Origin of the sequence: Pseudomonas putida (assembly GCF_028682475.1) — a bacterium.
Lineage (GTDB): Bacteria > Pseudomonadota > Gammaproteobacteria > Pseudomonadales > Pseudomonadaceae > Aquipseudomonas > Aquipseudomonas putida_AG.
Map to the genome: position 1 here is coordinate 229,471 of NZ_JANHLE010000003.1, position 11,959 is coordinate 241,429.

General features: G+C 63.4%; 12 protein-coding genes. 8 read left to right on the forward strand and 4 right to left on the reverse strand.

Annotated elements, in window-relative coordinates; genetic code table 11:
• Positions 1-5: 5 nt before the first annotated feature.
• Positions 6-1,028: a zinc-dependent alcohol dehydrogenase family protein gene (locus tag NPS47_RS04440; RefSeq protein WP_274293888.1), complete on the reverse strand. Its 1,023-nt coding sequence runs from the start codon at positions 1,026-1,028 to the stop codon at positions 6-8.
• Positions 1,029-1,227: 199 nt separating this feature from the next.
• Between NPS47_RS04440 and NPS47_RS04445 the strand changes: the two genes are divergently transcribed.
• The gene (locus tag NPS47_RS04445; RefSeq protein WP_274293889.1) at positions 1,228-2,142 is read left to right on the forward strand and encodes a LysR family transcriptional regulator; all 915 of its coding nucleotides are present in this window, start codon (positions 1,228-1,230) and stop codon (positions 2,140-2,142) included.
• A 295-nt stretch (positions 2,143-2,437) separates the two neighbouring features.
• Here the strand turns inward: NPS47_RS04445 and NPS47_RS04450 are convergent, their stop codons facing one another.
• The 3 genes from NPS47_RS04450 to NPS47_RS04460 form a co-directional block, all read right to left on the reverse strand.
• Positions 2,438-3,157 carry an SDR family oxidoreductase gene (locus tag NPS47_RS04450; RefSeq protein WP_274293890.1) on the reverse strand — a complete coding sequence of 240 codons (720 nt, stop codon included), beginning with the start codon at positions 3,155-3,157 and terminating at the stop codon, positions 2,438-2,440.
• 103 nt (positions 3,158-3,260) lie between these two features.
• Positions 3,261-4,145 (reverse strand): YghX family hydrolase, encoded by an 885-nt coding sequence (gene yghX / locus NPS47_RS04455; protein WP_274293891.1) that lies wholly within the window; start codon positions 4,143-4,145, stop codon positions 3,261-3,263.
• Positions 4,146-4,211: 66 nt separating this feature from the next.
• On the reverse strand, positions 4,212-5,144 hold the full coding sequence (locus NPS47_RS04460; RefSeq protein WP_274293892.1) for a LysR family transcriptional regulator: 933 nt from the start codon (positions 5,142-5,144) through the stop codon (positions 4,212-4,214).
• 127 nt (positions 5,145-5,271) lie between these two features.
• On the opposite strand from NPS47_RS04460, the gene NPS47_RS04465 reads away from it, so the two are divergent.
• The 7 genes from NPS47_RS04465 (at position 5,272) to NPS47_RS04495 (ending at position 11,890) form a co-directional block, all read left to right on the forward strand.
• Positions 5,272-6,012, forward strand: a complete 741-nt coding sequence (locus NPS47_RS04465; RefSeq protein WP_274293893.1) for an SDR family NAD(P)-dependent oxidoreductase — start codon at positions 5,272-5,274, stop codon at positions 6,010-6,012.
• A gap of 20 nt (positions 6,013-6,032) precedes the next feature.
• On the forward strand, positions 6,033-6,248 hold the full coding sequence (locus NPS47_RS04470) for a tautomerase family protein (RefSeq protein WP_274293894.1): 216 nt from the start codon (positions 6,033-6,035) through the stop codon (positions 6,246-6,248).
• A gap of 99 nt (positions 6,249-6,347) precedes the next feature.
• Positions 6,348-8,858, forward strand: coding sequence for a DNA ligase D (gene ligD / locus NPS47_RS04475; RefSeq protein WP_274293895.1), 2,511 nt, complete (start codon positions 6,348-6,350; stop codon positions 8,856-8,858).
• Positions 8,855-9,877, forward strand: coding sequence for an acyl-CoA dehydrogenase family protein (locus NPS47_RS04480; protein ID WP_274293896.1), 1,023 nt, complete (start codon positions 8,855-8,857; stop codon positions 9,875-9,877). The genes ligD and NPS47_RS04480 overlap by 4 nt, the downstream gene beginning before the upstream one ends.
• Positions 9,874-10,635, forward strand: a complete 762-nt coding sequence (locus NPS47_RS04485; protein WP_274293897.1) for a PIG-L deacetylase family protein — start codon at positions 9,874-9,876, stop codon at positions 10,633-10,635. Before NPS47_RS04480 ends, NPS47_RS04485 begins: the two co-directional genes overlap by 4 nt.
• Entirely contained in the window at positions 10,632-11,231 is a 600-nt protein-coding gene (locus NPS47_RS04490; RefSeq protein WP_274293898.1) for a class I SAM-dependent methyltransferase, read from the forward strand. Before NPS47_RS04485 ends, NPS47_RS04490 begins: the two co-directional genes overlap by 4 nt.
• A complete protein-coding gene (locus NPS47_RS04495; RefSeq protein WP_274293899.1) occupies positions 11,228-11,890 on the forward strand; it encodes a glycosyltransferase in 663 nt (220 codons plus the stop codon). The genes NPS47_RS04490 and NPS47_RS04495 overlap by 4 nt, the downstream gene beginning before the upstream one ends.
• Positions 11,891-11,959 lie beyond the last annotated feature (69 nt).

Below are 11,959 nucleotides of genomic sequence, written 5' to 3' on the forward strand. Positions count from 1 at the left end.
CAACCTCAGGCGCTGGCTATTTCCAGCACCAGGCGACCACCGCATGGGCATTCGTCCATGTAGCGATGGGCTTCAACAACACGTTCGAAAGGATAAGACTTGATGATTTGCGGTGTCAGCAGCTTGTCGGTGGTGAACTGGTTGATATCACGCAGTGCGCGTTGCAACGCCACCTGGTCCTGACTGATCCCCAGCTCCGGTTTGCCGGTGAAGTTACCAATGCAGTGCACGAAGAACTGGATGTTCTTCTGAAACGCCGCGCAGGCCGGGAACGGCGTCTGGTTACCCCCCTGCAGGCCATACAGCACCAGGCTGCCACGCGGTGCCAGAACATCACCGAGCAATGACATCTGCGGGCCGCCCAGGCCATCGAGGACCATGTCGACACCGCGGTTGCCGGTGTACTTGTTGATCTGCATGAGCAGGTCCTGCTCCTCGGTGACGATGACCTTCTCGGCGCCTAGCGAAAGCAGGTAGTCACGTTCTTCGGCTTCCTTGGTCGCAGCGAAAACCTTCAGGCCCAGTGCCTTGCCCATCTGCACGAAGGCCGGACCTGCGCAATGGCTGGCATCGGTGACCAGGGCGGTCTGCCCGGCCTTGGCCCGGGCCAGGTCGACATAGGCGAAGTAGGCCATCAACAGCGGCGTGTAATGCACACTGGCTTCGATCGGGGTGAGATGTTCCGGGTAACGGGTCAGGGCGTTGCGCGGCAACACGATGACCTCGCCATACACCGGATAGTCGTTGGCGCTGGCGGCAGGAAAGCTGGCCACCTTGTCACCCACTTGCAGATCATCGACGCCCTCGCCTACCGCGCTGACCACACCCGCCATCTCATGACCCATGCCGGCTGGCAGGCGTGCCTGGGACGGCGCCAGGTTCTGGCGCCAGAGCACGTCGTACCAACTGATGCCGATCGCTTCAACGCGGATCTGCACTTCGCCGGCAGCCGGCTGCGGCGCGGCCTGCTCTTCGATCTTGAGCACCTCGGCCGGGCCAAATTTGTGGAAACGGATCATGCGCGACATCGCAAACCTCGCCTAGTGAAACTCTAATACCCTGAACTCTATCCGGGCTTTCACGGTTAGACCATCTGTGGCCATTAATAGTCAACATGCCTGTCATTGATTGCCCGTCATACCGCAGGCAGCAAATTATGCGGTGCAGGGTAGCAGCCTTTCCCCGTAAGATTCACCCCTGCCCCAAACGTCCAGTGAAGCCGAGCCGATGAACCGTAACGACTTGCGTCGCGTCGACCTGAACCTGCTGATCGTCTTCGAGACGTTGATGCACGAACGTAGCGTGACCCGCGCCGCCGAAAAGCTGTTTCTCGGCCAGCCGGCGATCAGCGCCGCGCTGTCGCGTCTGCGCAGTCTGTTTGACGACCCTTTGTTCGTGCGTACCGGCCGCAGCATGGAACCCTCGGCGCGCGCCGTGGAAATCTTCGCCCTGCTGTCCCCGGCCCTGGACTCGATCTCCACTGCAGTCAGCCGCGCCGCCGACTTCGACCCGGCCACCAGTACCGCGGTGTTCCGCATCGGCCTGTCGGACGACGCCGAATTCGCCTTGCTGCCGCAGTTGCTCAAACGCATACGCGCCGAAGCACCGGGCGTGGTCCTGGTAGTGCGCCGGGTCAACTACCTGTTGATGCCGGCCTTGCTGGCCAGTGGCGAGATCTCGGTGGGTGTGAGCTGGACCAGCGACCTGCCCGCCAACGCCAAGCGCAAAGTGCTGCGCCGCAGCAAACCCAAGGTGCTACGCGCCGACAGCATGCCGGGCAGCCTCAGCCTCGACGACTTCTGCGCCCGCCCCCATGCCCTGGTGTCCTTTGCCGGCGACCTGGGTGGGTTTATGGACGAAATCCTGGAAAAGCTCGGGCGCAAACGTCATGTGGTGCTGGCGGTGCCGCAGTTCAACGGGCTGGGGAGCCTGCTGACCGGCACCGACATTCTTGCCACTGTGCCTGACTATACCGCCGAAGTGCTGACCGCTGCTGGCGGTTTGCGGGCCGAGGATCCGCCGCTTGAAGTGCAGAGTTTTGAACTGCACATGGCCTGGCGAGGGTCGCAGGACAATGATCCGGGTGAGCGCTGGTTGCGGTCGCGGATTCAGATGTTCTTTGGGGACCCGGATAGCCTTTAGGGAACGTTGAACGGAAGGGCAAAAGACAGTGCACTGCGAAGGGCCGGGCTTGATACCGTTCATTCTTGATCAGCAGCTGTGGGCAGAGCACCTCCGCGATCTGCGCCCGTTCGTGGCTGAGGCCTCTGCTTGATCTGCATCTTTCAAGATCCCGCAGCAGCAGCAGGAGCAGCTCCAGCGCCGTGATTGCCTGAGCCAGGCGCGTTTCACCGTCTTCTGCCTCAGCGATCCAGACCGCCGCTTCTGCCAAGGATCTGTGGCTCCAGCGCCATCTCCAGACAGGCCCGACAGCGCTTTAAAAGCGCTCGTCCAGGATCGCCGGCAGGGTCAGCTCCCTGACAAAACTGGCCGACGACAGGCTCACGGCCATGCGCACCACCTGGACCACATCGTGTACCGGGATCAACTGCCCCTCACCCCGCAGCTCAGCCACCTCGCGCGGGACAGCCAGGGCGTCATCGGTGTTCAAATAACCCAGGTTCAGGCAGGTCACGCCCAGATTCTGCTGGCGATAACCCTCCCGCAAGGCATCGGCAATACCGCGCAGGGCAAACTTCGAAGCGCCGAAAGTGACTTCCGGACGCCCGCTCCGACTAAGCCCTGAAGTTGACCCGGTGAGAATGATGCGCGGACGGGCGCTTTGCAGCAGGGTCGGCAGCAGGCACTTGATGACCAGCAGGGTCGCGGTGATGTTGCAGCTGACAATGGCTTCGATCTGCTCCTCGTCATCCTCGAGAAAGTCATAGTCGGGGCTGAAAGCACGCTGTTCCCAGATCCCCAGGTTGTAGATCAAGGTGTCCAGCCCCTGTTCAGCCACCGCCTGCTCCAGCTGCTGCGCGGCTTGCCGGGGCTGGCTCAGGTCGGCCGCCAACCATTGAACCTGCACGCCGGGTTGCGCGCAGAGCCCTTCAGGCTTGCTGCGCGACACACCGATCAGGCTGTCGCCGGCCTCCCCCAATCCCTCGATCAACGCCTTGCCCAAGCCTTTGCTGGCACCTACCACCATGGTTCTCATCGCCTGTCTCCTGACGTGGCTTGCTGTTTGAGGCGGACATGCCAGCAGAACGATGAGGGCTTGGCAAAGCGTCGACTGTATCCGGATGTGTAGCTGCTAGCCGCTATGCCAGATAGCGCCGGAACCACGCCAGGGTCCGCTCCCAGGCCAGCTTCGCCGCCGCTTCGTCGTAGCGCGGCGTGGTGTCGTTGTGAAAGCCGTGATTGGCGCCGGGATAGAAATAGGCCTCGAAGGTCTTGCCCGTGGCCTTCAGCGCCCGTTCATAGGCTGGCCAGCCCTCATTGATGCGAGTATCCAGCTCGCCGTAATGCAACAACAATGGCGCTTTGATCTTGGCAACGTCCTTGGCATCCGGTTGACGGCCATAGAACGACACCGCCGCGCCCAGCTCCGGATAAGCCACCGCCGCTGCGTTGGCGACACCGCCGCCGTAGCAGAAGCCGGTGATGCCGACTTTGCCGGTGGTGTGGTCGTTTTTCATCAACCACTCGATGGCGGCGAAGAAATCGTTCATGAGCTTTTCCGGGTCTACCTTTTCCTGCAGCGCGCGGCCCTTGTCATCATCGCCCGGATAACCACCCACCGAGCTCAGGCCGTCGGGCGCCAAGGCAACGAAACCGGCCTTGGCCAGGCGCCGGGCGACATCTTCAATGTAGGGGTTCAGGCCGCGGTTCTCGTGGACCACCACCACCCCCGGCGCCTTGCCCACCTTGGCCGGGCGCACCAGATAACCACGCACCGAACCATGCCCTTTGGGCGAAGGGTAAGTGACATATTCGGCGATGATGTCCGGATCATTGGCCGCCACTTGCTCGGCCAGCGCGTAGTTGGGGCTCAAGGAAGCCAGCAAGGCACTGGCCGTCATCCCGGCCAGGGTGAAGGCCGCGGCGCGGTCGAGAAACTCGCGGCGGTTGATCTGGCCGTGGGCGTAGTAGTCGTACAGTTCGAGCAGTTCAGGGGCAAAGTCTTTGGCAGTCAGACGTTCCATGGGCGCATGCTCTGTGAAGTGAGTCAGGGGCACGAAGGTCTGATTCATTAAAGCAGGCTTGCCGGATCATGGCTGGGAGGGTGAAGTCTGCGTGTCGTCGGTATGAAGCAGGAAATCGATCATGGCCCTGACCCGCGACGGTACATGCCGGGCATGGGGATAGATGAGCATGAACGGTCGCGAGGCGCCGCCGAAATCGCTGAGCACTTCCACCAGTTGCCCGCTGTCCAGTTCCTGTTGCACGGTGAAACGATAGGCCTGCATCAGCCCGGCACCGCTTTTCACCAGGGTGACGGTTGCCAGGAAGTCTTCCAGGCAGGTGTAGCTGCCTGAGGTTTGCACCTCCGTCGGTTTACCGTCAATGCGAAACGACCAGGTGCTGGCACGTCCGCTGCTGGGCAGTTCGAACTGGATGCATTCATGCTCGAGCAAGTCCTGCGGCGTTCCTGGCGTCCCCGCACGGCGCAGGTAGTCGGGCGTCGCCACCACCACCAGCTCGGCATCCTCCAGGCGGCGGGCGATCAGGTTCGAGTCGGCAGGTTCGCGCCCGCGGATCGCCAGGTCATAGCCTTCATCGGCAAAGTCGATGTTGCGGTTGCTGACGTGCACGTCAATCCGCACCTGCGGATAGCGTTGACGAAACAACGGCAGGCGCGGCAGCAGACGGTAATGGGCGTAGGGTGTCGGCATGCTGATGCGCAACAAGCCGGACGGCACCACCTGCGAGCCGCTGACTTCGCGTTCGGCATCGACCAGTTGCGTCAACGCCTGACGGCACTGTTCATAGTAACGACGCCCACCGTCGGTCAGGCGCATCTGGCGGGTGGTACGCACGAACAACCGTACCCCCAGCCGCTCTTCCAGGCGCGCCACCGAGCGGCTCACCGCCGCCGGGGTGATCCCGGCCTGGGTGGCAGCACCGGTGAAACTGCTGGTTTCAGCCGCCAGACAGAACAGCTCGATGCTGCCCAGTTGAAGATCATCGAAAATGCGCGTCATGGCTGCCAGATTAGTTACATGGTGTATCTATTCAAGTTCCATGCGCACCATTTTTCAAGTGTTGCTTGCCAATTACAGTGAACTCCACCTACCGGGTCTACCGCCCGGCCCTTTGGAGACATCGATTATGCAAACCAGCAAAACCGTCATCGTCACCGGCGCGTCCAGCGGCCTGGGTTTCGCCATCGCCAAGGCCTACCTTGAGCGCGGCGACAATGTAGTCGGCAACGCCCGCACCTTGCCGCGCTTGCAGGAAGCCGCAGCGAAACTGGGCAATCCCGCGAATTTCCTTCTGGTGGAAGGCGACATTTCCCAGCCGCAAACGGCTGAAAGGCTGTTCGCCCAGGCCATTGAAGCCTTCGGCAAGGTCGACCTGCTGGTCAACAACGCCGGCATCTTTATCGCCAAGCCGGTGGCCGAGTACACCCCGGCTGATATCGAGGCCATCGTCGACACCAACCTCAAAGGTTTCGTCTACCCTGCCCAGGTGGCCGCACGGCACATGACCCAAAACGGCAGCGGGCAGATCATCGCCATCACCGCTTCCATCGCCCTGCAACCCAATACCAAGGTGCCAGCGCTGCTGCCGGTACTGATCAAGGGTGGTCTGAACCAGGCGGTACGCGCTCTGGCGCTGGAACTGGCGTCTGCGCAGGTACAGGTCAATGGCGTGGCGCCGGGGATCATTGATACCCCACTGCATGGCGATGATCCGCAGGTGCGCAACGCGCTCAAGGCCCTGGCCCCGACCGGACAGATCGGTACGCCTCAGGACGTTGTCGATGCGGTGCTGTACCTGAGCGACTCGCGTTTCGTCACCGGGACGGTCATTGCCGTGGATGGTGGCTCGTCTACAGGTGTCTGGTAATCAATCGGAGGAAAACAGTCATGCCCTATGTTCATATTCGGGTCACCCAGGAAGGCGTCAGCGCCGAGCAAAAGCGCGCACTGATCGAAGGAACCACCGAGCTGTTGTTTCAGGTGTTGAACAAACCACCGGCCTCGACCTTTGTGGTCATCGAAGAGGTACCGACCGACAATTGGGGCGTAGGCGGTGAGACGGTGACGGCCCTGCGCAAGCGAGAGCAACAGCGGTCGAGCTGATCGGCGCCATTTCAGCGGGCGCACACAAGCCGATGGAACTCCCACCCCTGCGGCCTTTCCCAATGCTAAGGAAATCTGGAAAAGCCGCAGGACACCGCCATGGCCAAGCCGTTGCAGGAGTACGCGCACAAGCGCAATTTCGACGCCACCCCGGAACCCGCCGGCCAGCACGCCCGTGGCAAGCAGCCCGCGCATGCGTTGCAGTACTGCATCCAGAAACACGACGCCAGCCACCTGCATTATGACTTTCGCCTGGAGCTGGACGGCACCCTGAAAAGCTGGGCGATCCCCAAAGGGCCGTCGCTCGATCCCAAGGTCCGGCGCCTGGCCGTGCATGTTGAAGACCACCCGCTGGACTACGCCAGCTTCGAAGGGCATATCCCCGAAGGCCATTACGGTGCCGGTGACGTGATCGTCTGGGACCGTGGCGTGTGGATTCCCGAGGAAGAGCCGCACAAGGCCTTCGCCAAAGGCAAACTGCGCTTTCGCCTGCAGGGCGAGAAGCTTTCCGGGATCTGGAACCTGTTTCGCACGCACCTGGCCGGCAAGAAAGAGCAGTGGCTGCTGGTCAAATCCGACGACGCACAGGCACGTCCGCAAGCCGACTACGACATCCTCGAGGCCGAACCCGACAGTGTGCTCAGTGAACGCACCCTGATCGAGCGCAAGCACAAACCTGCGGCAAGTAAAAGCAAAAACCCGAACAGAACGCTCAACGGCGCAAAGCTCACCGCCCTGCCCGCCAGCCTTAAACCCGAACTGGCGACCCTGGTGGAATCGGCTCCCGAGGGTGACTGGCGCTACGAGGTCAAGTTCGACGGCTACCGTATCCTTGCCCGAATCGAAGACGGCGAGGTGCGCCTGTTCACCCGCAACGGCCATGACTGGACGGCCAGACTGCCGAACCAGGCCAAAGCGCTGGGCGAACTCAAGCTGCAATCGGCCTGGCTCGACGGCGAAATGGTGGTGGCCAACGAACACGGCGTGGCCGACTTCCAGGCGCTGCAAAATGCCTTCGACGAAAGCTGCGATGAGCCGATCATCTACTACCTGTTCGACCTGCCCTTTCTCAATGGCCTGGACCTGCGCCCATGCCCGCTGCAACAACGACGTGCGGCACTGGCTGCAGTACTGGAAAAGGCCGATACCGAACGCCTGCGTTTTTCCGCTGATTTCAATCAGCCGGTCGCGTCGCTGCTCGACAGCGCCTGCAAGATGGGCCTGGAAGGCCTGATCGGCAAACGCCAGGACAGCCCCTACCTCAACCGTCGCAGCAGCGACTGGATCAAGCTCAAATGCCAGCAGCGCCAGGAATTCGTGATCGTCGGCTATACCGACCCCAAGGGTTCGCGCCAAGCCTTCGGCGCCCTGCTGCTGGCCCTGCATGACCCGGACAGCGGCGAGCTGCGCTACGCCGGCAACGTCGGCACGGGTTTCACCAGCAGCACACTCAATCAAATCCATCAACGCCTGGCGCCGCTGCACGTCAGCAAAGCGCAGTTCGGCAAGCCACCCACTGGCGCTGAGGCCAGGGGCGTGCACTGGCTAAAGCCGCAACTGCTGGCCGAAGTTGCCTATGCGCAGATGACTCGCGAGGGCGTGGTGCGCCATGCGGTGTTTCATGGCCTGCGCGATGACAAACCGGCGCGCTCGATCGGTCTGGAGCAACCCGTGAAAACCCCGCCCAACACCCCTGCCCTGCACCTTACCCACCCCGAACGTATCGTCGATGCCAGCAGCGGCATCAGCAAGCGCCAGGTGGCCGAATATTACGCCCTGGTCGCGCCATGGATCCTGCCGCACCTCAAGCGCCGGCCAGTGGCCCTGGTGCGCGCGCCGGATGGTCTGGCCGGTGAACTGTTCTTCCAGAAGAACGCCGCGCAGCTGAACATCCCCGGCCTGGAAAGCCACGACAAGGCCGAGGCCGGTCAGGCGCTGATGATCATCGACCAGGCTGATACCCTGCTCGGCGCCGTGCAAATGAACACGCTTGAACTGCACACCTGGAATGCCACAGCCAAGGACTTCGACAAGCCCGACCGCTTCAACCTTGACCTCGACCCGGACCCGGCGCTGCCGTGGAAATCGATGCTCGAAGCCACCCAGCTGACCTTGGCTCTGCTCGACGAACTCGGCCTGCAGTGTTTTCTCAAGACCAGTGGCGGCAAGGGCATGCACATCGTTGTGCCGCTGATCCGCCGCGCGGGCTGGGACGAGGTCAAGGCCTTCACCCAGGCCATCGTCCAGCACCTGGCGGGGCTGTTTCCAGAGCGCTTGTCGGCGGTGTCCGGGCCGAAGAACCGGGTCGGCAGGATCTTTATCGACTACCTGCGCAACAGCAAGGGCGCGACCACTGTCTGCGCCTACTCGATCAGGGCACGCGAGGGTTTGCCGGTATCCGTGCCGATTCGCCGTGAAGAGCTGACCGCGCTCAAAGGCGCCAACCAATGGACCCTGAGCAACCTCGGCGAGCGCCTGGCAGAAGATTCAGACCCTTGGGCCGGCTATGACCAGGTGCGGCAATCGATCAGCAAGGATCTGCGCCGTCGCCTCGGGCTTGAAAACAGCCCTGCGCCCCACCACCCTGCCCCCCGGAAATCGAACCGATGAACGCGCCCGCCCCCGTCACCTTCCTGCAGCAATTCGCCCAGCGTCCCCTGGCGCTGAACCTTGACCGTCAGTTGCAGCGCTGCCTGGAGCAGTGCCGGGAAAGCGGCCTGGACCAGCTGCCGCTGCCCGGTCATGGTCGTACCCTGCAACGCTGGCAGGTGCTGGCCCAGGTGGCGGGCAGCGACCTGGCACTGGCCAAGCTGTTCGAAGGGCATACCGATGCGCTGGCGATCCTGCATGAGTGCGGCGCCAACCACGTCGACACGGCCGGTAGCTGGGGCGTATGGGCAGCCGAACCACCAACGGCACGGGTACGGATCGTCGCCCGCGACGGTAATGACGTGCGTTTGCAAGGGCGTAAAGCCTGGTGTTCCGGTGCCCTGCAGATCGACCATGCGTTGCTCACCGCCTGGGATGAACAGGAGCGCCCTTGCCTGGTGGCGGTGGCCCTGAACCAGCCATCGTTGCGGATTTTCAACGAAAACTGGCAAGCAGTGGGCATGGCCAGCACGGCCAGTGTCGATGTCGAGTTCACTGACAGTCCCGCTCAGCTGGTCGGTGGCAGCGGCCAGTACCTGTCGCGCCCCGGTTTCTGGCATGGCGGTGGCGGTATTGCCGCCTGCTGGTACGGCGCAGCGCAAGCCCTGGGCGGCTATTTGCTTGAGCACTGCAAAAGCCGTGATGAACCGCATGCCCTGGCGCATCTGGGGGCGGTGGACGCCGCCCTGAGCGGCGCCCGGGCGGCCCTGCGGGAAACCGCCGGCTGGATCGACGGTCATCCTGGCAGCACTGCCGAGTGTGAAGTCCGGCGCCTGCGGGGTCAGGTCGAATCAGCCGCGACCACGGTGCTCAAGCACGTGGGCCGGGCGTTGGGGGCAGTCCCCTTCTGTCGCAACAGCCATTTCGCCCGTCTGAGCACCGACCTGCCGGTGTTCATCCGCCAGAGCCATGCCGAACGCGACCTCGCCGACCTGGCCCGGCACTTGATCGGTGCCGCCGATCAAGGCTGGCTGCTATGACGTCGGCGCCGCAAAATCCGCTCCAGGCGCCCGGCACATCACTGTTGCAATGGCAGGCCTCGTCCACCTTGCAAGCGGTACCGAGCATCAGCCACGAACACCTTGTTCCTGCGGGCAGCCGCCTGGTGGTGGTCGCCCCGCACCCGGATGACGAAGTGCTCGGCTGCGCCGGTCTGCTGGCCGCGATGCGTGGCCGCGAAGGAGACCTGCTGCTGGTCTCGGTCAGCGATGGCGAGGCCAGCCACCCTAATTCCCGGCATTGGAGCAGCGAGCGCCTGCGCCAGCAGCGGCCGCGGGAAAGCGCCGACGCCCTGCGACGCCTGGGCCTGAACATGGCCCAGCTGACCTGGTTGCGCCTGGGCCTGCCGGACAGCGCCGTGGCCAATCATGAACGCTGGCTGGGCGAGCACCTGATCCCGCTGCTGCACGCCGGCGACCGGGTGCTGACGACCTGGCGCCTGGACGGCCACTGTGACCATGAAGCGGTGGGCCGCGCCTGTGCCCGCGCTTGCGAAACCGTCGCCGCGCACCTGATCGAAGTGCCGATCTGGGCGTGGCACTGGGCCCGGCCAAACGATCCGCGCCTACCCTGGCAGCGCGCGCACAAGCTGTACCTCGACCGCGCCGTGCTGGCCCTCAAGCAGCGGGCCATCGGCGCCCATACCAGCCAACTGCAGGCAGACGGCAAAACCCCTCCGGTACTGGATGGCGAGACCTTGGCGCGCCTGCTGCAACCGTTCGAACTGGTGTTCACATGAGCATATCGGCCAGCTATTTCGAGCAACTGTTCGCCCACAGCGACGATCCCTGGGCATTTCGTACCCGCTGGTACGAGAAGCGCAAACGCGAGCTGCTGCTGGCCAGCCTGCCGCGCCAGTACTACACCCGTGTGTTCGAGCCGGCCTGCGCCAACGGCGAGCTCAGCGCCGGGCTGGCCGAGCGCGCCGACCGCCTGCTGTGCCAGGACATCAACGCCACGGCAGTGCAACTGGCCAGTGAACGCCTGCGCCCCTGGCCGAACGCTCGGGTGGTACAAGGTTGCCTGCCCGGCGACTGGCCGCCCGGAGCATTCGACCTGATTGTCCTCAGCGAGATCGGCTATTACCTGGATCCGGGCCAGTGGCTGGAAGTACTGGAGCGCGCTGTCGCCAGCCTGACGGCCGACGGTGCCCTGCTACTGTGCCATTGGCTACACCCGATCGAAGGCTGCCCGCAAACCGGCCATCAGGTCCATGCGCTGCTGGCCGAACGCTTGCCGTTGTATCGCAGCCTGCGCCATGAAGAGGCAGACTTTGTCCTCGAATACTGGTGCCTGCAGCCCAGCGCCATTGATCTGAACGAGCCATGCCAATGATTGCCGTGATCGTTCCCGCACACAACGAAGAGCAGCTGCTTGGCCGTTGCCTGCGGGCAATCGATCGGGCCGCCCGAAGGGTGGTGGCGCTGGGCGAACAGGTGCTGACCGTGGTCGTGCTGGATGATTGCAGCGATGCCAGTGAAACCATCGCCCGCGGTCACGCTGAAGTGCTCAAGGTCAGCGCGCGCAATGTCGGTTACGCCAGGCGCGCGGGCGCCGCCTCGATGCTCGAACGCGGCGCGCGCTGGCTGGCCTTCACCGACGCCGACAGTTGCGTGCCGCCAGACTGGCTGCAGTGTCAGCTGGCGTTTGCCGCGGATGCGGTGTGTGGCACAGTGCATGTCGAGCGCTGGCAATCCGATCAGGATGCAGCACTGCAGGAGCGCTACCTGGCCCACTACCGGGCTGTAGAAGGGCATCGGCATATTCACGGCGCCAACCTGGGTATCTGTGCCCGGGCCTATGAGAAGGTCGGCGGATTTCAGGCCCTGGCGCTGCATGAAGACGTGCAATTGGTCTGCGACCTGCAGCACAGCGGCGCGCATATTGTCTGGACGGCGCGCAACAGCGTGGCGACCAGCAGCCGCCGCGACTGCCGGGTACGGGGTGGCTTCGGGGATTTTCTCAACAACCTGGACGACCCGGCCCAGGCCTAGCGCCTTTATGTGCGGTTTGTCCCGGTGGGAGCGGGCTTGCCCCGCGATGCGATGTGACTGACAGACCGC

Bases quoted from the DNA above. Each gene is read 5' to 3' on its own strand.
- NPS47_RS04440 (WP_274293888.1), bottom strand. From the start codon at position 1,028: ATGTCGCGCATGATCCGTTTCCACAAATTTGGCCCGGCCGAGGTGCTC.
- NPS47_RS04445 (WP_274293889.1), top strand. From the start codon at position 1,228: ATGAACCGTAACGACTTGCGTCGCGTCGACCTGAACCTGCTGATCGTC.
- NPS47_RS04450 (WP_274293890.1), bottom strand. From the start codon at position 3,157: ATGAGAACCATGGTGGTAGGTGCCAGCAAAGGCTTGGGCAAGGCGTTG.
- yghX (WP_274293891.1), bottom strand. From the start codon at position 4,145: ATGGAACGTCTGACTGCCAAAGACTTTGCCCCTGAACTGCTCGAACTG.
- NPS47_RS04460 (WP_274293892.1), bottom strand. From the start codon at position 5,144: ATGACGCGCATTTTCGATGATCTTCAACTGGGCAGCATCGAGCTGTTC.
- NPS47_RS04465 (WP_274293893.1), top strand. From the start codon at position 5,272: ATGCAAACCAGCAAAACCGTCATCGTCACCGGCGCGTCCAGCGGCCTG.
- NPS47_RS04470 (WP_274293894.1), top strand. From the start codon at position 6,033: ATGCCCTATGTTCATATTCGGGTCACCCAGGAAGGCGTCAGCGCCGAG.
- ligD (WP_274293895.1), top strand. From the start codon at position 6,348: ATGGCCAAGCCGTTGCAGGAGTACGCGCACAAGCGCAATTTCGACGCC.
- NPS47_RS04480 (WP_274293896.1), top strand. From the start codon at position 8,855: ATGAACGCGCCCGCCCCCGTCACCTTCCTGCAGCAATTCGCCCAGCGT.
- NPS47_RS04485 (WP_274293897.1), top strand. From the start codon at position 9,874: ATGACGTCGGCGCCGCAAAATCCGCTCCAGGCGCCCGGCACATCACTG.
- NPS47_RS04490 (WP_274293898.1), top strand. From the start codon at position 10,632: ATGAGCATATCGGCCAGCTATTTCGAGCAACTGTTCGCCCACAGCGAC.
- NPS47_RS04495 (WP_274293899.1), top strand. From the start codon at position 11,228: ATGATTGCCGTGATCGTTCCCGCACACAACGAAGAGCAGCTGCTTGGC.